This window comes from Corallococcus sp. AB045 (assembly GCF_003668895.1).
Classification (GTDB): Bacteria; Myxococcota; Myxococcia; order Myxococcales; family Myxococcaceae; genus Corallococcus; species Corallococcus coralloides.
On the sequence record NZ_RAWN01000035.1, the window covers coordinates 38738 to 60660 of the forward strand.

General features: G+C 67.7%; 19 protein-coding genes. 14 read left to right on the forward strand and 5 right to left on the reverse strand.

The window, feature by feature from the left end:
* Nucleotides 1-57: 57 nt before the first annotated feature.
* Nucleotides 58-1557 carry a hypothetical protein gene (locus D7Y21_RS11295; RefSeq protein WP_121713102.1) on the forward strand — a complete coding sequence of 500 codons (1500 nt, stop codon included), beginning with the start codon at nt 58-60 and terminating at the stop codon, nt 1555-1557.
* Nucleotides 1558-1709: 152 nt separating this feature from the next.
* On the opposite strand, the gene tkt is transcribed toward D7Y21_RS11295, so the two are convergent.
* Together tkt and D7Y21_RS11305 are read right to left on the reverse strand one after the other, a co-directional pair.
* Complete coding sequence (gene tkt, locus D7Y21_RS11300; RefSeq protein ID WP_199735402.1) at nt 1710-3767, reverse strand: transketolase; 2058 nt, start codon at nt 3765-3767, stop codon at nt 1710-1712.
* Nucleotides 3768-3896: 129 nt separating this feature from the next.
* Nucleotides 3897-5579 (reverse strand): hypothetical protein, encoded by a 1683-nt coding sequence (locus D7Y21_RS11305; protein ID WP_147469257.1) that lies wholly within the window; start codon nt 5577-5579, stop codon nt 3897-3899.
* Between the two features lie 277 nt (nt 5580-5856).
* On the opposite strand from D7Y21_RS11305, the gene D7Y21_RS11310 reads away from it, so the two are divergent.
* Genes D7Y21_RS11310 through D7Y21_RS11325 form a run of 4 tightly spaced genes read left to right on the forward strand, consistent with a single transcriptional unit; the run spans nt 5857 to nt 11289 of the window.
* The gene (locus tag D7Y21_RS11310) at nt 5857-6633 is read left to right on the forward strand and encodes a hypothetical protein (protein WP_121713107.1); all 777 of its coding nucleotides are present in this window, start codon (nt 5857-5859) and stop codon (nt 6631-6633) included.
* A 4-nt stretch (nt 6634-6637) separates the two neighbouring features.
* The gene (locus D7Y21_RS11315; RefSeq protein WP_121713109.1) at nt 6638-7537 is read left to right on the forward strand and encodes a hypothetical protein; all 900 of its coding nucleotides are present in this window, start codon (nt 6638-6640) and stop codon (nt 7535-7537) included.
* A gap of 27 nt (nt 7538-7564) precedes the next feature.
* Nucleotides 7565-9895, forward strand: coding sequence for a GAF domain-containing sensor histidine kinase (locus tag D7Y21_RS11320; RefSeq protein ID WP_120564520.1), 2331 nt, complete (start codon nt 7565-7567; stop codon nt 9893-9895).
* A complete protein-coding gene (locus tag D7Y21_RS11325) occupies nt 9892-11289 on the forward strand; it encodes a sigma-54 dependent transcriptional regulator (RefSeq protein WP_120564519.1) in 1398 nt (465 codons plus the stop codon). Before D7Y21_RS11320 ends, D7Y21_RS11325 begins: the two co-directional genes overlap by 4 nt.
* 12 nt (nt 11290-11301) lie before the next feature.
* Here D7Y21_RS11325 and D7Y21_RS11330 read toward each other — a convergent pair whose 3' ends face one another.
* Nucleotides 11302-12507: a VWA domain-containing protein gene (locus D7Y21_RS11330; RefSeq protein ID WP_121713111.1), complete on the reverse strand. Its 1206-nt coding sequence runs from the start codon at nt 12505-12507 to the stop codon at nt 11302-11304.
* Between the two features lie 19 nt (nt 12508-12526).
* Nucleotides 12527-13375, reverse strand: a complete 849-nt coding sequence (locus tag D7Y21_RS11335; protein WP_120564517.1) for a MoxR family ATPase — start codon at nt 13373-13375, stop codon at nt 12527-12529.
* A 72-nt stretch (nt 13376-13447) separates the two neighbouring features.
* On the opposite strand from D7Y21_RS11335, the gene D7Y21_RS11340 reads away from it, so the two are divergent.
* The 7 genes from D7Y21_RS11340 (at nt 13448) to D7Y21_RS42615 (ending at nt 19114) form a co-directional block, all read left to right on the forward strand.
* Nucleotides 13448-14143, forward strand: a complete 696-nt coding sequence (locus D7Y21_RS11340) for a vegetative protein (RefSeq protein WP_199735403.1) — start codon at nt 13448-13450, stop codon at nt 14141-14143.
* A gap of 131 nt (nt 14144-14274) precedes the next feature.
* Nucleotides 14275-14799 carry a hypothetical protein gene (locus D7Y21_RS11345; protein ID WP_121713115.1) on the forward strand — a complete coding sequence of 175 codons (525 nt, stop codon included), beginning with the start codon at nt 14275-14277 and terminating at the stop codon, nt 14797-14799.
* A 431-nt stretch (nt 14800-15230) separates the two neighbouring features.
* The gene (locus D7Y21_RS11350; RefSeq protein ID WP_120564767.1) at nt 15231-16340 is read left to right on the forward strand and encodes a 3-oxoacyl-ACP synthase III family protein; all 1110 of its coding nucleotides are present in this window, start codon (nt 15231-15233) and stop codon (nt 16338-16340) included.
* Between the two features lie 45 nt (nt 16341-16385).
* Nucleotides 16386-17003, forward strand: coding sequence for a DUF2378 family protein (locus D7Y21_RS11355; RefSeq protein ID WP_121713116.1), 618 nt, complete (start codon nt 16386-16388; stop codon nt 17001-17003).
* A gap of 54 nt (nt 17004-17057) precedes the next feature.
* Nucleotides 17058-17573, forward strand: coding sequence for a hypothetical protein (locus tag D7Y21_RS11360; RefSeq protein ID WP_121713118.1), 516 nt, complete (start codon nt 17058-17060; stop codon nt 17571-17573).
* Between the two features lie 99 nt (nt 17574-17672).
* Nucleotides 17673-18290, forward strand: coding sequence for a hypothetical protein (locus D7Y21_RS42610; protein WP_233612061.1), 618 nt, complete (start codon nt 17673-17675; stop codon nt 18288-18290).
* Nucleotides 18218-19114 carry a hypothetical protein gene (locus tag D7Y21_RS42615; protein WP_233612062.1) on the forward strand — a complete coding sequence of 299 codons (897 nt, stop codon included), beginning with the start codon at nt 18218-18220 and terminating at the stop codon, nt 19112-19114. Before D7Y21_RS42610 ends, D7Y21_RS42615 begins: the two co-directional genes overlap by 73 nt.
* Before the next feature lies 1 nt (nt 19115).
* Here D7Y21_RS42615 and D7Y21_RS11370 read toward each other — a convergent pair whose 3' ends face one another.
* Nucleotides 19116-19598, reverse strand: a complete 483-nt coding sequence (locus D7Y21_RS11370) for a nuclear transport factor 2 family protein (RefSeq protein ID WP_120564512.1) — start codon at nt 19596-19598, stop codon at nt 19116-19118.
* Between the two features lie 59 nt (nt 19599-19657).
* Between D7Y21_RS11370 and def the strand changes: the two genes are divergently transcribed.
* On the forward strand, nt 19658-20197 hold the full coding sequence (gene def, locus D7Y21_RS11375; protein WP_121713120.1) for a peptide deformylase: 540 nt from the start codon (nt 19658-19660) through the stop codon (nt 20195-20197).
* A 3-nt stretch (nt 20198-20200) separates the two neighbouring features.
* Nucleotides 20201-20905 (forward strand): sterol desaturase family protein, encoded by a 705-nt coding sequence (locus tag D7Y21_RS11380; protein WP_120564510.1) that lies wholly within the window; start codon nt 20201-20203, stop codon nt 20903-20905.
* Nucleotides 20906-21923 lie beyond the last annotated feature (1018 nt).

Consider the following 21923-nt stretch of genomic DNA (forward strand, 5'->3'; position numbering starts at 1 on the left):
AATAGGTCCCGGCATGACCGCTTCCGCAACGGAAGCCGCTCCACCCGGAGATCAAAAATGACCACCATCAAGTCCACCGTCACCGCCACCCTCAACAAGGCGACCGTCAACGACAAGCAGCTCGCGGTCCTGCGCGGGACCTCGTCCCCGGCGAAGCAGGCGGCGGAGATGAAGGCCACCATCAACAACATGAAGTCGCAGATGGAGGGCATGAAGTCGCAGCTGCAGGACCTGCAGTCCCGCCACTCTCACCTGGGTGACCGCTTCTCCACGCAGGGCCACGGCTGCGTGGGCCCGCGTGACAACTGGCAGCCCAAGGACCTGGGCGCCCTGGTGGAGATGAACAAGCTGAACCAGACCTCTGGCCCCATCGGCGCGGAGCAGTTCGCGAACAGCATCGAGGCCGCGGTCGGGGACCTGGACGGCCAGGCCGCCTCCGGTGAGTACCGCGCCGTCGCGGACTGGGCCGCCAACAACCGCGAGCGACTCACCCCGGAAGCCCGCCAGGTGATGGACATCTACAGCAAGTACGCGGCGCTCTCCCAGGCGCGCGGCGAGTCCGGCATCCCCCAGGGCGACTTCAAGAAGATGCTCTCGGAGATGCGCGACGTGGGTGACGCCGGCGCGAAGAAGGCGCTCGCCAACCTGGACAGCAAGACCCAGGGCGGCACGGTGTCCGGCCAGGACATGGCCCGCGCCATCAAGACCGGCACCGCGGACCACGACGGCCAGGCCGCCGGCGCGGAGCTGAAGGAGTTCGAGAAGTGGGCCTCCAAGAACGAGAGCCGCCTGTCCCCGGAGGCCAAGGAGGTCCTGGACGTCTACCGCAAGCACGCCAAGGCGGCGCAGGCCCAGGGCCGCTCCGGCCTCACCGACGCGGAGACCGCCGCCATGAACAAGGAGATGCGCCAGGTGGGCGCCGGTGACGTGAGCGCCCGCAAGGCCACGGAGGCGCTCGACAAGCAGAGCGGCCCCATCTCCGGCGAGGACCTCACCCAGGCCATCAAGGACGGCATCTCCGACACGGACGGCCACTCCTCCACCTCCGAGCTGAAGGAGTTCGAGAAGTGGGCCGCCAAGAACGAGAGCCGCCTCACGCCCGAGGCCAAGGAGGTCCTGAAGACCTACCAGCAGGCCGCGAAGAAGGCCGGCCCGGAGGGCATGACCCAGAAGGAGGCGGACGCCATGTTCAAGAAGATGGAGGGCTTCAAGACCTTCCACGACAGCTCCATGCGCGACGCGCTGGAGGGCCTGGACGCCAAGAAGGGCAAGATTTCCGGCAACGACCTGACCGCCGCCATCGAGAAGGGCGCGGGCGACCTGGACGGCCAGGCGGCCGGCACCGAGTTCACCGACACGATGAAGTGGGCGCGCCAGAACTACGACCGCCTCACGCCGGAGGCGAAGAAGGTGGTCGACACCTACGAGAAGTACGCCACCCGCTCGCAGGCCCAGGGCTCCACGGGCATCGACCAGAAGGACTTCAAGAAGATGATCAACGAGATGAAGTTCGTCAGCAACCCGCGCCCCACGCGCCCCGTGTTCTACGCGGCCTGAGGTGAAGTCGGGGGGAGTTGGGGGGATTTAAAGCAGGGGGGATACAGCCACACGCATCCAGGGTTGTTCCCGCCGGTGACCCGGCGGTGAACCCAAAGGTGCCCCGGACCTTCGGGGGAGGGTCCGGGGCCCTTCTTTTTTCTACAGGCGCGTCAGTGCTTCTTCGCCTTGGCGATGGTGGCGTGCGCTTCCTTCACCACGTTCTCCACGGTGAAGCCGAACTTCTGCTGCAGCGCCTTGATGGGGGCGGAAGCGCCGAAGCTGCGCATGCCGATGATGCTGCCCGTGTGTCCCGTCCAGCGCTCCCAGCCGAACGCCGCGCCCTTCTCCACGGAGACGCGAGCCTTCACGCCCGGGGGCAGCACGCTGTCCTGGTAGTCCTGGGGCTGCTGCTCGAACAGCTCCCACGAAGGCATGCTCACCACGCGAGCCTTCACGCCCTCGGCCTTGAGCTTCTCCGCGGCCTCCACCACCAGCGCCACCTCCGTGCCCGTGCCGATGAGGATGACGTCCGGCGAGCCGCCCTCCGCCTCCAGCAGCGTGTACGCGCCCTTGGCCACGCCGGACGCGGGAGCGAACTTCGTGCGGTCCAGCGTGGGCACAGGCTGGCGCGACAGCACGAGCACCACCGGGTGGTGCTGCTGCTGCGCGATGTAGCGCCACGCCTCGGTCACCTCGTTGGCGTCACCGGGGCGCAGCACGATGTTGCCCGGCACCGCGCGCAGGGACATCAGCTGCTCCACGGGCTGGTGCGTGGGGCCGTCCTCGCCCAGGCCAATGGAGTCGTGCGTGAAGATGTGGATGGACGGAATCTCCATCAGGGACGACAGGCGCATGGAGGGGCGCTCGTAGTCACTGAAGATGAGGAACGTGGCGCCGTAGCCGCGCACGTGGCTCAGGTTGAGGCCGTTGACGACGGAGCCCATCGCGTGCTCGCGCACACCGAAGTGGATGTTGCGGCCCGAGTACTCGCCCGGCTTGATGGACGTGGACGCGGAGATGTACGTCTTCGTGGACGGGTTCAGGTCCGCGGAGCCGCCGACGAGCCACGGGTAGTTCTTCGCCAGCGCGTTGAGCACCTTGCCGCCGGACTCACGGGTGGCCATGCCCTTCGCGTCCGCGGGGAACACGGGCAGCTCCTTGTCCCAGCCCTCGGGCAGCTCGCGCTTGAGCAGCGCCTCCAGCTCGCGAGCCAGCTCCGGGTGCTGCTTGCGGTAGTCCGTAAGGGACTTCTGCCACGCGTCGTGCAGCGCCTTGCCACGAGCGCCCATGCGCTCCTGGAAGCGCTCGCGCACGCCGTCGGGCACCAGGAACTGCGCGTCCTCGGGCCAGCCGTAGGCCTTCTTGGTGGCCTTGATTTCCTCGGCGCCCAGGGGCTCGCCGTGGGCACTGGCGGAGCCCTGCTTCTTGGGCGAGCCGAAGCCGATGAACGAGTTGACGATGATGAGCGTGGGCTTGCCGCGCTCGTCCTTGAAGGACTTGTAGGCCTTGGACAGCGCGTCCAGGTCGTTGGCGTCGGTGACCTTGAGCACGCGCCAGCCGTAGCCCTCGAAGCGGCGGCCCACGTCTTCGGTGAAGGCCAGGTCGGTGCTGCCGTCGATGGAGATGTGGTTGCTGTCGTAGATCCAGCACAGGTTGGGCAGCTGGAGGTGGCCCGCGAGCGAGGCGGCCTCGGACGCCACGCCCTCCATCATGTCGCCGTCGCCGCAGAGGGCGTAGACGTCATGGGTGAACAGGTCGAAGCCGGGCTTGTTGAAGTGGGCGCCCAGCCACTTGCTGGCGATGGCCATGCCCACGCTGTTGGAGACGCCCGCGCCCAGGGGGCCGGTGGTGGTCTCCACGCCGGTGGTCCAGTGGTACTCCGGGTGGCCCGGGGTGGCGGAGTCCAGCTGGCGGAAGTTGCGGATGTCGTCCAGGGACACGGCGGGGACGTCGGTGACCTTGGCGTCCTTCACGCGCTTCACGCCAGCCAGGTGCAGCAGGCTGTAGAGCAGCATGGACGCGTGGCCATTGGACAGGATGAAGCGGTCGCGGTCCGGCCAGTTCGGCGTGGCCGGGTCGTAGCGCAGCTCCTGCTGCCACAGCTGGTAGGCCACGGGAGCCAGCGCCATGGGCGCGCCCGGGTGGCCGGAGTGGGCCTTCTCCACCGCGTCCATGGACAGCGTGCGGATGGTGTTGATTGCCTGGGTATCGATTTTCTCGGTCGTCATGCGGCCTCCCGCGCAGGACTGCGTCGCGGGCGCACCATGCCGTAACTGGAGCCGCCGCGCCGCACGAAACACGCCCGTCCGTCGGCAGGTACACCGACGGTCGGGCGGGGGACTATTACCCTGCCTTTATTACTCGCCCTTCTTCAGCAGCGGGAGCAGGTCCGGGATGGAGATGCCCAGCAGGATGTACCGGCCGCCATCGGAAGGAGCCCAGGCGTAACCGAAGTGGAAGGCCCGGGCCAGGTTGACGCCGACGCCCAGGGCCAGCCGGACGTTGGCATCCTCTTCGGCGGAGCTCGTCGAGGCGTTGCCCGCGATCAGGGAGACGGAGGGAGCCACGGCGAAGTATTCCGCCAGGTTGGGGAAGGTGCGCGTGTTGAAGCTGAGGGTGAAGGGGAACGTGACCGCCACGGACGCGGAGCGATTGGGGCTGATGGGCAGGGCGAAGGAGACGGGAATGCTGGACGTGGCTTCGACGTCGCGGGGCGAGGCTTTCTGCGCGGCGGAGACGATCTCCGTGATGACGGGCGCGGTGGTGATGAGCCCCAGGTTGTAGACGTTGAAGGAGTCGTTGAAGACGACGATGTCGGCGCGCTCGGGGACCCGGTAGATGACGCGGAAGGTGACGCGCTGGTTGAGGTAGTCCTTCCAGGGCACCAGCAGCTTCCGGGTGCAGCCATCCTGGAAGCCCAGGTCCACCTTCGCCTTGCGCGTCTTGCCGTCCTTGCCGTCGGGGACCTCCAGCTCGAAGACCCAGGGGCTCTTCATGATGGAGCCATAGGGAAACTGATAGCAGTGGGGGTAGCTCAGCCGCAGGGCGACCTCCGCGTCCTGGTCGATGAGGTCCGCCAGGGGCTGCACCGCTCCGCCCGCTTCTTCGACGAGGAGCAGCGAGCCCACGCTCTTGACGATGGAGAGGGAGAGGGCGTCCTTCACCTCGACACGGACGTTGTCGTAGTCGGGCTCGGAGGTTTCGGACACCAGGGAGCGCCCGAAGCTGGAGAAGCGGTCGTTAAGTCGTCGGACAATGCGGTCCGACAGCGCCCGCTTGTGTGCCTGGCGGAAGGAGCTGACGGACTTGTCCTTCTCATCTCCGAACAAGAAGGGGTTTTCAGAAGGAGGGGGATACTTGCGCGTCCTGGCTTCGCCCCACGCGATGCCTCCGCGCGCCTTGTCCGCCGAGTCGTAGCAGAACGTGTAGATGAGGGATGGCCCTGACTCTCCAGCACGGAGAACACGCCGCTGGAAGGTTTGGGGCGCTGCGGGGAGAGTCGTTTTCGTGCTGTCTTGATGGGGTGGCGGCGGGCTGTGATGTGGCACGCCTTGAAGCGTCGCGTCTTGCTCGCTTTGGAGCAGTGCCCCCTCTTGGAGGCAGAGGAACTCCGCGGTGTAGACGGCCTCCACGGTGATCTTGAGGTTGGAGATGGGCTCAGGCCGGTCGTCGCCCCGCCAGCGCACGAGGACGAACTCCCGGTCGGGGAGCTTCTCGATGTTCTCCTTGAGGAGCTCGGTCTCCGCCTGGACCGCGCTGGATTCCACCTTGAAGCGCAGCCGGCTGAAGAGGGACAGGGCGCTCAGGGACACGCCATCGGTCTTGAAGTGCACCACGAGCCGGTCGAGCCGGTGTTGCTCCCCACCATCGGGCAGCAGTCCGTTCTGGGTGACTTCCAATCGAAGCGGCTTCGCCGTCTCCGACATGGGTTCATAGACAGCCAGGTACTCATAGGGCTGCGCGGAGGCGCTCAAGGAGCAGAGCAGACACAGCAAAGCCAGGAGTCGGGGCAGCACGGCCCCGCCAGTTCGTTCGTGCATGGCGATCCTCAAGGGCGGGTCCGGCCGGACGCGGTGCTACGAAATCGGGCGTCGGCCTGACAGGAATCGCTGTTGAGCAAGTCACATGCCGCCCGTGCGCCAGGGCAAGGCCGCGAGACATTGGACGAACCCGGCCACCTGCCCGGCCAAGGTGGCCGAATTCGTCCACTTCAGGCAGGCGTTACGACCCGGGGGCAGTCATCTGCCCATGACTGGACGCCAAGGCACGCCTGTTGCTTGGATGGTCAACGCAAAAAACAGCCTGAGGAGGCGTGCCATGTCAGGAATCGGGAAGCCGAAGGATGAGGAAGTGTCTGCTGAATCCCCCCAGGCCTTCTCACGGGACGTCTTGAGAGGGGTCTACAGCCAGCTCTTCAAGAGGCCCGTGCCGGCGGAGAAAACACATTCGACGGAGCAGGATGTGGGGCTCCAGACCCGTGAGGAGATCTGCGGGATCATGAGGTCCGCACGGGGCAGTGCCACGAACGACACGACGGCCCGTGTGAAGGCAGACGCAAAGCTCAATGACCTCTATGTTGCTTCCAGGTCTGAAACTACGTCGAATTCGACCCTGAGTCAGAATCAATGGGATGGCCTCAAAGAGGCGTTCTCACCCAGATATGCGCTGCTGCAAGACATCCAGATTCCGAACGCGATGAAGCCCAATGAGCCGAACGAGTATGGTGTCCTCAAGTTCGGTTCTTACGAGCTGGCGCTTCTCTATCACTGGTTGTTCCGGCATGAGGACAGCCACCAGGCGCATAACTATCTCCATGCGTTGAAGAGAGCCGCCCTTGCTGAATGGCCAAGGGCCATTGAGGTTGTGCTGGGAGTGCTCTTCAATGACGAAGCCTTCACGGGCTTCGTGTGGCCACGAGTGAACAAGCAGGGACAAACTGTGCCCAAGCTTGTCACGCTTGATATCGACGAGGCGGTTGTTGCTCAGATGGTTTCGCTGCTAGCGAACAGGAAACTGTCGGAGCTGGAGCCCTATGAGGAAGGAGGCGTGTGTATCATTGGCGCTCCCTTCGACAAAGGCAACATCTGCTACTGACCCCATGGGCCCCAGCGACCTCGAATACTCCATCACGCTCGAAGCGCTGCCCAGGGACCTCCAGCCCTTCGCGGAGGAGCTCCCCTTCCACCTGGGCCTGACCGCCCACCCCGAAGGAGGCTGGGACGACTACAGCGCCTTGTCCCCCTTCCAGCGCCTGCCGTTCTACGCGTCAGAGCGCCCGGGCCAGGGCCTCGCCCCAGAGCTCCAGTCCCGCTACCTCCGCGCCCACCACCGCGGAGGCTTCTTCGGGCTCCTCATCGACCGGCTCGACGACGGTCAGGTCGCACCGCGCCCGGAGTGGCCCCGCCTCCGTCAGGCCCTGTTCGACCAGTGGCTGCAATCCCTGACGGAGGCGACCGGAAACGAAGTCCTCGCGACCGAGGCCATCAAGGTGGCCCTGGAGGACTGGGCCGAGGCCGTGGCCACCGAGAAGGCCCTGCTGTCCCGCCGCAGGCTGTCCATGGCCCAGTACGCCTGCCTCGTGAGCCAGAAGGTGTCCTGGCTGGGAACCAGCGCCTTCTGCCTCCTGCTCGCCCACGGCGACCCCTCGCGGCTGCCCTCGTTCCGCCGAGCCTTCGACCTGCTCCTGCTCAGCTCCCAATGTCTCGACGATGCCCTCGACGCGGACGAGGATGCCCGGCTCCACGGCATCGGTTTCCCAGAGGCCCTGGGCCATCCACCCCGAGGCTTGCTGCGCACCGCGCCCGGCGTGGCCCGGCTCGGGGCGGCCGTGGCGCGCGAAGGCGGCTTCCACGAATTGGGCGCCTGGCTTGCGGACCGCGCACGTTCCCTGGATGAATCCCATTCCGGGAAGTCGTCACTCCAGGCGGAGATGAGCGCTCTCGCCTTGATGGCGGCCGTGACACAGCTCTATGGGGGGCCCACCGTCACGAGCCCATGAACCCGCTGGGGCAAGGAGCCCGGGGCCATGACGTCTGGCGTGACGCGCAGCCGGTGGTGGACCGTCCTCCTCCTCGCCATCCTGGGCGTAGGGCTGAGCGCGGGGGTTGCATGGCAGGTGTCGACCACGCTCGGCACCCCCTTCGCCTCGCTGCTGGTGGACCCCTACGGAGCCTTCTCCTCCGTCTACCTGCCCACGTGGAGCGAGGGCCGCCGGATGCCCTTGCGCCACCCGGACCTCCTCGTGGCCTGCGAGGGAATCCCCCTGGACGGAGACGTCGCGAAGTCAGGGCTGCCCGGAACGCAGCTGAGCGCCTGTGTCCAGGAGGCGGAGCGGCAGGGCCACTCCCACGTGGCGCTGACCTTCCTGCGGCGAGGAGGAGAACGCCTCACCCTGAGCCAACCCCTGCGCCACTTCGGAGCGGAAGAAGGCCTGTTCCTCTTCGGGGTCTACGCCCTGGTGGGAGGCTTCCTGCTGTGGTCCGGCCTGCTGGTGTTGCTGCTCGCGGGCCGGAGGGACGGAGCGTTGGCCTACGGCGTGCTGTGCATCTCCAGCCATGTCTTCCTGCTCACGCTGTTCGACTACCACACGCGAGCCACCTTCATGCCGCTCTTCATCGTGTCGCGTCTGGGGACAGCGGTGGGCAGCGTGTGGTTGGGCTACGCTTTCCCGGAGCGGCCCGTGCGCTTGCGTCGCTTCTGGCTGACCGCGCTATGGCTGCTGGCGGTGGCGGCCGTGCTCGCGGCGGCGTGGCTGCTCATGGCTCCAGGTCTGGGCCTCGACACAGCCCGGGTTCGGCACTGGGTGGACGTCGCGTCCCAGGGCTCGCTGCTGGTCTGCGGAGTGGCCATTCTCGTCCGGCTCCGAGGCAGCACCGGACGCGCGCGGGCGGAGCTGCTCGCGGCGGCCTGGGGACTCGCCGCGCTCCCGGTCGTGCTCGCGGTGATTGTGTTCTCGGGCCGGGGCTTCTACCTGGTGGTGCCCTGCTTCATCGCGTTGCTGCCATTGTCCATTGGCTACGGCCTCATCCGGCACAACGTGCTGGCGGTGACCGCGGTGCTCACGCGGCGGTTGCTGGCCATTCCCCTCGTGCTGGCGGGACTGCTCGCGGCCTCCTTCGCCTGGCTCGCGACGCGGCGGTTCCTGGATGTCTCCACGGTGTCGCAGGCGCTGCCGCTCCTGGTCGCGCTCGCCACCTTCCTGGCCCTGGTCTTGCTCGGCAGACCGCTCGTGGTCCGACTCTTCTTCCCTGCCACCCTCCAGTTCCGTCCCACCGTGGAACAGCTCAGCGACGAGCTGTCCGCCCCACGTGAGCCCGGTGCCCTCCGGGACACGCTGGAGCGAGTCGTCCGGCGCTGGTTGCCCACGGGGCAGGTTCAGGTCCTCGACCTGGGAGAATGGTCGACGGTGGAGCACCTGCCCGAGGACGCGCTGACCAACCTTCAAGCAGGCACGCACCTGTGGACGCAGGAGGGCCCCTGGCACCGGAGGCTCCTCGTCCCCATGCGCTCATCAGGAGAGCTGCGGGGCGTCTTGCTGCTGGCCCCCAAGCATCAGGCCGCGCTCTACACGAACGCGGACCTGGAACTGCTCCACACCATCGCCAGCCTGGGCGGAGTGGCGCTGCACAACGCCCAGGTTCTCCAGGAGCTCGACGTGCTCCGGCAGGCGCAGGTAGGCGCGGCGCACGAGGAGAAGCGGCTCGCCCTCGCGGTGCTGAGCGCGGAGATCTCCCACGAGATTGCCTATCCGCTGAACTTCTTCCGCCACCTGCTCCGTCAGGGAGGCCAGTCCCAGCCGCTGGAGCCCGAGGACGTCGACATCGGCCGGGAGGAGATTGAGCGGCTGGAGCGCATGCTCGGGTCCCTGCGCCGGCTGTCACTGCCGCCGCCGCGCGTGGAGCCAGTGGCGGTGCTGCCCCGAGCCCGCCGCGCCCTGGACCTCATACGAGATCAGGTCCAGGCAAGGCGCATCGCCGTCACCGTGGACATCCCCGAGTCGCTTCAACTGCTCGCGGAGCCGGATGCCATGGTGCAGCTCTTCGCCAACCTCCTGCGCAACGCCATCCAGGCGGCGGGGGAGGGTGGGCAGATGGGAGTGCGAGCCTGGGAGGAGGGCCCGGAGCAGCTCCTGGAGGTCTGGGACTCGGGCCCGGGCATCCCGGAGGCCGCGAAGGAGACGCTGTTCGACCCCTGGGTGACGACGCGCAAGGAAGGGCTGGGCCTGGGCCTGTCCGTCACGCAGCGAATCGTGCGGCGCTTCGGCTGGAACATCGCCGTCCACCGCGAGCAGGGACGCACCTGCTTCCGCATCCACGCCCGTCGCCTCGCGGACCCCCGTTCGCTGGAGAGTGCATGAAGATCCTCATCATCGATGACCAGCGCAGCGCACGGCGGGTCCTCACGACGGTGCTGTCATCCATGGCGGGCCTGGAGTTCCGGGAGGCCGCCAGCCTCGACGAGGCGCGAAGGTGTCTCTCCGCGGAGTCCATCGACGTGGCGCTGGTGGACATCCGCTTGAGCGCGGACTCACGCAACCGCGACGGACTCCTCCTCATCGAGGAGATTCGCAAGCGCACGAGCGCGGTCCCCATCGTCGTCACCGTCTCCAACGAGATGGCGGAGATCCGCACCGCGATGCGCCTGGGCGCCTACGACTATGTCCTCAAGGACGATCTCTGCGCGGAGCTCATCGTCCCCATCCTCGAAGGGCTGCGAGACCGGCGAAGGTTGGAGCAGGAGGTGCAGGTCCTCCGCGCGCGCGAAGGCGCCCAACGGATGCCGGGGATGGTGGGAGGCTCCGCCGCGCACCAGCGCATGCTGTCCCTGGTGCGTCGGGTGGCCCTGTCGGACCGCCCCGTCCTCGTCCTGGGCCCCACGGGCGCCGGAAAAGAAGGCGCGGTCCGAGCGCTCCACGCCTTGGGGCCCAGGCCGGACGCGCCGCTCCTGGAGATCAACTGTGGCGCCATCCCCGAACAGCTCATGGAGTCACAGCTCTTCGGCCACGAGCGAGGAGCCTTTACCGGAGCGGAGCGGCGGCAGGACGGCCTGATGAAGGCAGTAGGGCAGGGGACGCTCTTCCTGGACGAAATCGCGGAGCTGCCGCTGAGCCTCCAGGCCAAGCTCCTGCGAGTGCTGGAGGCCGGGCACTTCCGCCCCATCGGTGCGACGGCGGAGCAGCCCTTCCAGGGCCGGGTGGTGGCCGCGACGCACGCGGACCTGGATGAACTGGTGCGCCAGCGGCGGTTTCGCGAGGACCTCTACTTCCGGCTCAACGTGCTGGAGGTCCGGGTGCCCTCGCTGGAGGAGCGGCGCGAGGACATCCCGGCGCTGCTCGCCCACTTCGTCCAGCAGCAGCGGCGGCCCCTGCGCTTCTCCTCGGAGGCCGTGGACCTGCTCACCCGGATGGCCTGGCCGGGCAACGTGCGTCAGCTGCGCAACCTCGTGGACCGGTTGGCGGTGTTCGCCGAGACGGACGAAATCACCCCCGACGTGCTCTCGGAACTGCCGGGCCGGCCCAGCCAGGGCACCTCGCGCGAGGACCCTCTGAAGGAGCTCGTGCGGACAATGCTGCGGATGCCCGACGCGGGAGACAAGCTGGCGCGTCTGGAGCAGGCGATGATCACCGAAGCCATGACACTGGCGGAGGGCAACAAGAGCGCGGCCGCGCGACTCTTGGGTGTGCACCGCAAGGCCATCGAGCGGCGCCTGGGCCGGAAGGAAGACGAACCCCTCTCCGGCCCGGAGCCCTGACGGACGCGCCGCCTACCGCCGCGCCATCGCACCCCGGGGCGTCTTCCCGCGGGTGAGGTGGGTCACCGCCTCACCCAACCCCTCCACGGTGAGGGAGAACATGGGGAACACATTGGCGATGACCGCGATGCTGCCCGAGCGCCACGACCCGCGAGGCTCCGGGTTGAGCCACACGTTGCGCTCGAAGTGCTGCGCCAGTTGCATCAGCCACGTGAGCCCTTCCAGGCCCTCCTGGCGGTACTGGCCATTGGCATCCGTGCGGATGCCCAGCTCATACGGGGCCATGGACGCGTCGCCCACCATCACCAGCTTGTGATGTCTTCCCACCTGCGCGGTGAGCTCCGGCACGGTGATGCCGCCCGTCAGCTGCGGCGTGGCGTACAGCTTCCCGTAGACGCAGTTGTGGAAGTAGTAGGTGCGCAGCTCCTTGAAGTGCGTGGCCTGGCTGGCGACGCTGAACAGCCGGCTCACCAGGTGCGCGTACGGGTCCATGGACCCGCCCACGTCCATGCACAGCACCACGCGCGTGTTGGGCCTGCGCGGCGGACGCGTCACCACCTCCAGCTCGCCCGCGTTCTTCGCGGTGGCGGCGATGCTCTCGTCTATGTCCAATTCCTCCGCCACGCCCTCGCGCGCGAAGGCCCGCAGCTTGCGCAGCGCCACCGCCATCTGCCGAGTGTCCAGCACCAGGTCGTCGCGGTAGCCCGCGTACTTGCGAGCCCCGGCCTGCCACAGCGCCTGGCCCTGACGTCCGCCCGTGCCGCCAATGCGCACGCCCTGCCGGGCCATGCCGTTGTTGCCAAAGGCAGACGCGCCGCCCGTGCCCACCCAGCGCGTGCCGCCGTCGTGGCGCTCGGTCTGCTCCTTCAGGCGCTGCTCCAGTTGGCGGCGCAGCTCCTCCGGGTCCCACTGCTCCAGGAGCGCCAGCTCCTCCGGGCTCAGGTCGGTGCGCTCCTTCGCCTCCTCCAACCAGGACAACAGCTCCTCGGTGAGCTTCAGCGCGTCGGAAGCGACGCCCTGGAAGTGCGCGAGGAACGCCTGGTCAAAGGCATCCAGCTGCGTCTCCGAGTGCACCAGGAGCGCGCGAGCCACGTGGTAGAACCCATCCAGGCTGCTGTCATGCAGCCCGGCCTTCAGCGCCCCGGCCAGGGCGAGCGCCTCCTGCGCGCCCACCTTCACCCCGCGCTTTCGCAGCTCGTAGAAGAACGGCAGGAACATGGCGTGGCCCCCGTGCCCTTTACGCGCGCGTCCGCCGGCCGCGTCCGAAGGCTTCCGCCACCGCCACCAGGTCCTGCTCCTTCTTGAGCAGCGCGCCCAGGAACGGCAGCTGCTCCTCCAGCTTCAACTCCACGATGCCGTTGGCCTTGAGCACCGAAATCCAGTCGATGAGTTCGCTGGTGGACGGCCGCTTGCGCAGGCGCGTCATCGCGCGCAGCTCGTAGAAGACCTTGAGCGCCTGGTCCGCCAGCGCGGAGTCCAGCCCCGGGTGGTGCACGTCCACGATGCGCTGCATGAGCTCGCGCTCCGGGAAGTCGATGAAGTGGAACACGCACCGGCGCAGGAACGCGTCAGGCAATTCCTTCTCGTTGTTGCTGGTGATGAGCACCACGGGCCGGTTCTTCGCCACGACCTCATCGTTGGTCTCGGAGATGCGGAAGCGCATCCGGTCCAGCTCGTGGAGCAGGTCGTTGGGGAACTCCAGGTCCGCCTTGTCCACTTCGTCGATGAGCAGCACCACGCGCTCCGGAGAAGCGAACGCCTCGCCCAGCGGCCCCATGCGGATGTATCGCCGGATGTCTCGCACGTCCCCGTCCCCGAAGCGCGAGTCATACAGCCGCTGCACGGTGTCGTAGACATACAAGCCGTCCTGCGCGCGCGTGGTGCTCTTCACGTGCCAGGTGAGCAGCTTCAATCCCAGTCCCTGGGCAATCGCTTCCGCCAGCAGCGTCTTGCCCGTGCCGGGCTCGCCCTTGACCAGCAGGGGGCGCTGGAGCGTGAGGGCGCAATTGACGGCCGCCTGCAGGCCCTCGCTCGTGAGGTAGGAGTCGGTGCCGCGGAAGCGAACGGGAGTGGGAACCGGAGTCATGGATGGTTCCTTTAACATCCTGGGGAATGTTTCCATCCCTAGACGGGCGGATGGGTGTATATCCTGCCCCACATGGCCCCACTTTCCCTTGAAACCGAACTTCGCGACATGGTCCGCCGCGAGTTGCAACTGCAACTGGCTCCCGTTCAGAAGGCCGTGGCCCGTATGGCCAAGGGGCTGGATGCGTTGGATGCACTGCGCGCGGTGACCGACCGCCTGGCGCCGCTGTCCAGCCGCCTGGGTGCCGTGGCGGGCGTGCGCACGCCCACGCTGGCGCCGGAGCCGGTTGCCCGCCGCCGTCCGGGCCGTCCGCCAAAGGCCGCCGCGAAGGCCGCGCCCGCCGCGAAGGCCGCGCCCGCGAAGGCCGCGCCCGCCGCGAAGATGCCGGCCGCGAAGATGCCGGCCGCGAAGGCCGCGCCCGTGAAGGCGCCCGCCGCGAAGTCTCCGGGTCGTCCGCCCAAGGCCGCCGCCGCGGAAGACAACCAGGCCTGCGCCGTCATCGGTTGCAAGCGCCAGAGCCGCTCCAAGGGCTACTGCTCGGCGCACTACCAGAAGCTGCGCCTGCTCATCCGCACCGGCCGCCGTCCGGACGCGTGGGTGGATGGCGCGAAGCCGCAGTCGGTCCCGGACGTCACGCTGCCGCGAGGTCGCGCGGGCAGCCAGGCGCTGAAGGAATCGGCGAAGCCGGCCGCGCCCGCGGTGCCGCCCAAGCCCAAGGCGTGGGTGCGCAAGAAGGGCTCCAGCGGCGGCATGGTGTCGCTGACCTGACGGAGGACGTCGTCCGTGGCCCTCCCCGCGTGACGGGTCGCCCCGAGCGGCCCGCCGTGCGTGCGTCAACCCCGACGCGGGTTGCTTCCTTCGATTGACATGCGGGCCGTGGCGGTGTGAATCCCGGCCCCATGAGCGAGCAATATCCAGTCACCGTCGCGGTCCGCCGTCCCGACGGTTCGGTGGAGCAGGTTCGGGTGGGCACGGCGTACAGGAACGGCGAAGGCTTCACGCTGCAACTGGGCGAGCTGTCCATGAGCGCCACGCCCGTCGCGGCGTCGGCCCCGGCGTATCGCCGTCCCGCGGCCTCGGGCGCCCCGTCCGGTGGTGGCGGCGACGGCACGCTCCTGCCCAACTACGGCCGCAGCAAGGGCGCCCCCGTCTACGGCGCCAGCCTCCAGGACCTGGAGTTCTACGCCAACGGCGCGCGCCGCTCCCTGTCGGACCCCAGCAAGTCGCGCTGGCACGACAAGGAGCGCCAGCTCCTGGCCTCCATCGAGGCGGAGATCGCCCGGCAGCGCGGTGAGGGCGGCGGCGGTGGCGAGCCCCCCGCGCGCGGTGGCGGTGGAGGCCGGGGCGGTGGCTACGGCTTCGGCAACCCGCCGGACGACGGCGACATCCCGCCCCCCGGCGACGACGACAACATCCCCTTCTGAAGAAGCCACGGACCCCCGCGGCCCAGAATAAGGGGTCGCGGGGAGATCCAATCGGTCCGGGCCCGCGCAATAAGAAGAGGAGCCCGGCGCGGCTTGCTGGCGATGTGGCCCCTTGCCGACTCGCGGGTCATTGATATTGCCGGCCCAATGGTAGATACGGTCTGTGTATTGGATGTCACCGGAAGTGAATTGACACATCGCGTGTGATTCATTCCACGTCGATAGCTTCACTTCTGAAGTATTCCGCATCCTGCGGATTTCACAGGCCTCCTGGGCAGTTCTGTCCTGGCCTGTACTTCACGAATGACGCGTCCAGAAACAGGAACTCCGTCTTTCCAAGGGCTTAGGAAGTGGCCTGGAACGTGCTCTATGCACGCGTGCCAGGGAATCCATCCCGTCCGGCAAGGCTGTGAAATCGCGAGGCCATGGAAATGACCGAACGGGTGTGTGTGGTGGGCGCGGGTTCGTTCGTCCCAGCACGGACCATCTCCAACGAGCGGATCGCGAAGGCAATCCCCGGTTGGTCGGCCGCCCGCATCGAAGAAAAGATTGGCATCAAGGAGCGCCGCTTCCTCTGGGACTTCGACGATGAGACGGGCCGCGCCATCCCGCCGCCAGACGACGTGCTGGGGCGCTTCTATCCGGCGACGAACACGGACATGTGCGAGGTGTCGCTGCGCCAGGCCCTCTCCCGCGGCGGCGTGGATCCGAAGGAGCTGGACGCGCTCTTCGTGGTGACGTGCACCCCGGACGCGCCGCATTTCAACCACGACGCCATGGTGCTGCACGAGCGGCTGGGCCTGCGCGAGGACGCCTTCGCGCTGGTGGTGGACGACGGCTGCGGCGGCACGCCCTACGTGCTGGACCTGGTGCGCAAGATGATGGAGGGCGGCCGCTTCCGCACGGTGGCGGTGGTGGCCTCGGCGTTCACCTCGCCGCTGCTCAACCGGGAGGTCTACACGGACGAACTGCCGCCCACGCCGGGCCGCCCCAAGGCGCTCAACGCCTACCTGTCCATGTATGTCTTCGGAGACGGCGCGGGCGCGGTGGTGCTGCGCAATCAGGAGGGTGACGAGGACGGTCCGGGCATCCTCTCCTCGTTCTCCGGCAACGCGTACGCGGAGCTCGTGACGCGCCGGGGCGGCGGCATGCTGAAGCTGCCCTATCAGCCGGGTCGCACGCGCCCGTCCGACATGGCCTTCGTGGTGGACGGCTTCAAGGTCGCGCGCAGCTACCCGGAGTACATGCAGAAGTGCCTGGACGCGGTGCTCACACCCACGCTGCGTGAACAGGTGAAGCGCTACTACTTCCACCAGCCCAACAAGCGGGTGATGGATTCGTTCGTGACCCGGGCGGGTCTGCCGAAGGAGTCCGTGGCCTGCAACGTGGATCGCATTGGCAATACGTCCGCGGCCGGGATGTTGATTCTCCTGGCGGACGACCTGGAGCAGGGTCGTGTTGCACTCGGCAGTGGGGACCTGGTGGTGGTGGCGGCTGTCGGTGCCAACGTCCATTATGGGGCCCAGCTCGTGCGGCTGTAGCGCGCACGGGTGTTCATCTCCTCCCCCCCGGAGATTCCCCCCTCTATGAGTGAGCAGCGCAAGGAAGTCGCGGTACTGGAGCCGGCCATTGCCCAGGACCTGGAGAAACGCCTGTCCCTGGCGACCCCCGACGACACGGCCCGAGGCATGTTCTTCAACGGCGCGTTGAACGCGGTGCGCATCCTGGGCGGCGATGCCGCGGTGGAGAAGTGCCTGGCGGTGGTGCAGGAGAAGAAGTTCGTCGACTTCTTCAACTACCCGGTGGCGGGCTTCCTGAAGCTGTCCTTCACGGGAGCGCAGCTGATGGGCCCGCAGCTGGGCGGCTTCGACGCGATGTTGCGCAAGATGGGCACGCAGGCCACCACGGACTTCCTGTCGTCGGCGGCGGGCAAGACACTGTTGCTGCTCGCGGGTGACAGCCCCAAGCGGCTGGTGACGAACCTGCCCACGGGCTACCGCGCGGCGGTGAGCTACGGCGAGCGCAGCGTGGAGTGGTCCAGCGACCGCGCGGGCAAGCTCATCATGAGGCGGGACTTCATGCCGCCCGCGTACCACGAAGGTGTGCTCCAGGCGGTCATCGAGGCGCTCGGTGCCCGAGGCGTCCAGGTGAAGGGCCGGCAGACGGGCCCGGTGGACACGGAGTACGCGCTGTCCTGGCAGTGACCGGAGCACGACCCACGCAGTCCTCGCTGTCCTCGACGAAGGATGGGTTTGGACATGTCCCAGGAACAGGCAGGAGCCACGGTGCGGCTGCAATCCGGCGACGAGTGGGTGTATGCCTTTCGCTCGCAGGAGGACGCCGCGACGCCGCCGGATGAAGCGGTGTGCGCGGCGGCGCCCTTCACGCCCACCGTGAAGCTGGGCGCGGGCCTGTATGTGCCCGCGGGCGATGGCGGCTACGAAAGGGTGGGCTCGGCCACGGCCTGCTTCCGGCTGACGGACCGGGCCTTCACCCCGGGCACGCAGGTGCCGTTCTACGCGCGCTTCCTCCTGCCGGTGGGAGCCTTCACCGCGCAGGGCGAATGCGTGCTCGTGAGCAACGACCAGCCCCAGGCGGGCGTGGTGCTCGCCGGAGGCGCGCTCAAACTGGTGGAGGTGCCGCCGGGTTTCGTGGGCGGCGTGCTGACGAACCTGAGTGTGTTCAACCCGCTCAAGCTGCCCGGCTTCGCCACGGGCTCGTACTACACGCTCTACACCTTCCGGAAGGAAGGCACGGGCACCTCTGCGCCCTGAGCGTGGCCCCCATTTTCGGCACCCCAGGGTGAGCAGGAATGTCGGGGATGCCTGGGAGAATACGTCCTTGGGCATCCGACGCCATCACCAGGGGGACGCATGGAAAGCAGGTGGAATCCGCTCTACGAATCGCTCGGCTATCGGCCGCCCGCGAGCGGAAGGGCCGTGCCGGCGGAAGCACCGCCGCCGGAGGACACGGACCTGCCCCTCCTCGGCCCGGAGGAGCTGGAGGCGCTCAAGTCCGCCTTCCTGCGGGAGCCAGAGGACGTGCTGCGCTGGACGGAGAGTGGCCTGGGCGCGAGGGTCACGGTGGGCGCGTTCGTGGAGGCGCTGCGAGAGCTCGAGCTGCTCTTCACGGACCCCGGCCAGCTCCAGGAGCAATTGGACGCGACGGAGCGCCACGCCCGTCAGGGGACGGGAGGTCTGCCCGCGGACTTCACCTTCCCGCTGAGGACGGAGGAGATCCCCATCGACCCCACGCGCACGCGCTTCGAGCCGCAATCGGACCTGCGAGGCTGGCTGTTGTTCAGCGGTCCGGTCTGGTTGGAGCAGGGCGCGGCGGTGCGGCAGGCCCCATTCCGCTGGCACTTCGGCGCGAAGAGCCGCTTCGTCTACCCGTTGCGAGAGCCGGAGCTGGCCAGCCGGTGGAGGTGGCGCTCTTCGGGGACTTCGGCACGGGCGAATACGCCTCCCGGTACATCGCCCGGCAGTTGGTGATGCGCGGCGAGCGTTTGGACTGCGCGGTGCACCTGGGCGGCGTCTTCTACTCGGGCCGCCAGGGCGAATTCGACGCGCACGTGGCGGAGCCGCTGGAGCCGCTGCTCGGGACGACGGCGCTGCTGACGCTGAACGCGCCGCCGGAGATGCGCTCGGGCGCGGGCGCCTACTTCCGCTACCTGGACGAGCGGCGGGGAGCGAGCCCCCGTCACCCGCAGGAAGGCAGCTACTTCTGCCTCGCCGCGGAGCGCTTCCAGCTCATCGGTCTGGACACCGCGTGGTTCGAAGCAGGCCGCCACCGCGAGCCCGCGCTGCTGCAATGGCTGGAGCAACGCCTGTCGGAGGGACGCCGGCGGGGAGCGATGAACATCCTGCTGACCCACGCCGCGCCCTACGGTCCGGACGCGGAGCGGCTCGCCCCGCTGGTGACGGAGGACCTGCGCACCCTCATCGTGGAGCGCGAGTGGGTGGACCTCTGGTGCTGGGGAGGCGCCCAGGCTGGAGCGCTGTACGACCGCGCACCGGGGCTGCCCTTCCTCGGGGCCAGCCTGGGCCACGGAGGCTTCCCCTCCGAGCGCCGGGATGCCCCGAAGTACCCGGTGGCACCGGTCCGCTTCTTCGAATCCCGGCCGCGCTTCCCGGAATGGACGGGCGTGCGCCAGGACCGGGGCAACCACGGTCACGCGACGCTGTGGCTGCACGCGGACGGCAATGCGTCGCTGCGCTACACGGACTGGATGGGCCAGGTGCGCTGCGAGGCGACCCTGTCACGCCGGGGCCCCAGGGAGTCCGTGACGCTGAAGACGCTCGACGTGAGGGAGTAACTCAAGGCCCCTGGATGCCGCGCTCCTTCATGTACTTGCGCAGGCCCGCGGCGCCCTGGGCGCGCACCTTGTTGTGCAAGAGCGGCGTCCACCCGAGCGCCCATCCCACCGGTCCCAGCGCCTGCCGCGACCAGGTCCAGAAGGGGAACCGGTCGGTGTGGCGGACAATCTTCCCGTCGGCGAACTCGAAGGTCGCGTCGATGCGGTTGAGCACCTTCCGGCCCGACTGGCTGAAGGTGTAACGCGCATCCCAGTGCGCGCTGCCCGTGCGGTCATCGGCCTGGACCTGACTGAAGACGACCTCCAGGTCCTTGCCGCGCTCCAGCAGCATGCGCCACATGGAGGTGACGCTCGCATGGCGCAGGCCCTGGAACACGGCGTCGTTGAACTCCACGTCCGGGTGGTAGCAGGCGGCCATGCCGTCCGCGTCGCGCCGCTGGAAGGCCGAATAGAAGTCGGTGATGAGCTGGGCGTTCGGGTGCATGCCGCCGGTCTAGCGGAACTGCCGAGCAATGGAAGGGGCCGCATGGCAGAGTCCGACGCATGGCTCGCGACATCGTCATCTGGCCCCACAAGGTTCTCACCACGTCTACCCAGCCCGTGACCGACTTCGGCCCGGCGCTCGAAACGCTCCTCCAGGAGATGGCGGAGGCCATGGCGGAAGCCAAGGGCATCGGCATCGCGGCCAACCAGGTGGGAGTCCCCCTTCGAGTGGCCATCGTCGGCCGCGAGGACGGCACCCAGTTCGAAATCGTGAACCCCCAGATGCTCTCGAAGGAGGGGAGCGTGAAGCTGGAGGAGGGCTGCCTCTCCGTGCCGGACGTCTGGGAGAAGTGTCCCCGCGTCGAGCGCGTGAAGGTCCGCTACCAGGACAAGACGGCCCAGTGGCACGAGCTGGAGGCGGACGGCCGGCTCGCGCACGTGCTCCAGCACGAAATCGACCACCTGGACGGCCACGTCTTCGTGGACCACCTCTCCAGCCTGAAGCGGACCCTCATCCTGGACCGCATGAAGAAGCTGCAGAAGTCGCTCGCGCGCCGGAAGGAAGAGCCCTCGGAAGGCAAGGGGACGAAGCGCTCCTGACGCATGGAACCGCCCTCTGTCCCCCGCAAGGTCCAGGCCTTCCGTGAGGAGTACCGGGCCCAGGCCATCGGGCCCGGCTACCGGGGGCAGGTCCACTTCGCCTTCACCAGCCTCGTCTGCCTGGGGGGAATCGCCCTGGCGCTGAGCCAGGTGGAGGCCCCCCGCCTCTGGGAGCTGCTCGGAGTCCCCGCGGTCATCGCGCTCGCGAACACGGTCGAGTTCCTCGGCCACCGGGGCCCCATGCACCACCGCACCCGGGGCCTGGGCCTGGTGTTCGAGCGGCACACCGTCCAGCACCACCGCTTCTTCACCCACGAGGCGATGGCGTACGAGTCCAGCCGGGACTTCAAGATGGTGCTCTTCCCGCCGGTGCTGCTCCTCTTCTTCTTGGGAGCCATCGCCGCCCCGCTCGGAGCGCTCTGCTTCCTGCTGATTTCCCCCAATGCGGGCTGGCTCTTCGCCGCCACGGCGCTCGGCTACTACCTGTCGTACGAGTGGGTGCACTTCGCCACGCACCTGCCGAGCAACCACTGGAGCGCCCGGCTGCCCGGCATCTCCTTCCTCCGGCGCCACCATCAGGTGCACCACGATCCCGTTCAGATGGGGCGGCACAACTTCAACATCACCTTCCCTCTGGCGGACGGGCTCTTTGGGACACGATGGCGCGCCCCACTGGATGAGGAGCAGGCGACACGCCGAGGGAAGTGACGGGGAAAGAAGAAAGCCGGAGCCGGGGGTTCACACCTTGGAACGGCGTGCCCATATCCCCGGCGGCTGGGACGAATGATCAGGCCCGGATCAATCAGGGTTTGACGTCTCCGAACCGAAGCGTTAGAGACTGGACCTCCGCGCAACGGACCGCTGGCCCTCGGGCCTCGGGAAGTAACGCGGGGAAGAAAAGGATCGACGAAGGTTGTTGATCCCGAACGCGGCAAAGAGGTAGAAGCCGCGCCCCGCTCGACCCGAACCGAAGGCAGCAAGTCGGAACGCAGAGAGCGGACAGCAGCAAACGGTCGCCACTAAAATGGTTGATCGCGGATGCGGTGGTGGTACAAGCCGCGCCACTCGCTTCGAAGCCCGCGCACTGGCGCGGAAGGCACTTCGTAAGAGAGAGCAGCACCGACAAGGAAATAGGGCAGTCAACCAAGCGAGTTGACAGCGAACGCGGCGAAGAGATAGAAGCCGCGCCCCACCGAAGAAGCAGCGGTCCGGAAGGCAACACAACGGACGCAAAGCGGTGAAGGAAGCTGACAGCAAGCGGTTGACAGGGAACGCGGCGCTGAAGTAGAAGCCGCTCCCCTTCGAAAAGAAGCGGCGGAAGTCACTGGACGGCGCCGACGAACTTCGAAGCAGCCCGCAGGACGCAAAAGCGAAGTTGACGCTGACTGCGAACTGAAATAGAAGCTGCAACCCCGCCGGTTGAAACGAAACCGGCAACGAAGTAGACGGTAGCAAAAGTCGCGAAGCAAAAACAAGCGGCTCGGTCTTTGAAAACCAAATAGCAAGCCCAAGTAGTAATGGATTGCGGAAACCCGCAGTCAATTTTTTGAGGGCGCTTCGCCTCAAGAGCAGCGCTGAAAAGCGCAGCGAGAGGGAGGCGCCGACGAATCAGCGAGCCGAGACTCCTTAGCCGGGTCTCGGGGAACGCCGGTTCAAGCAAACCAAGAATACAATTGGAGAGTTTGATCCTGGCTCAGAACGAACGCTGGCGGCGTGCCTAACACAT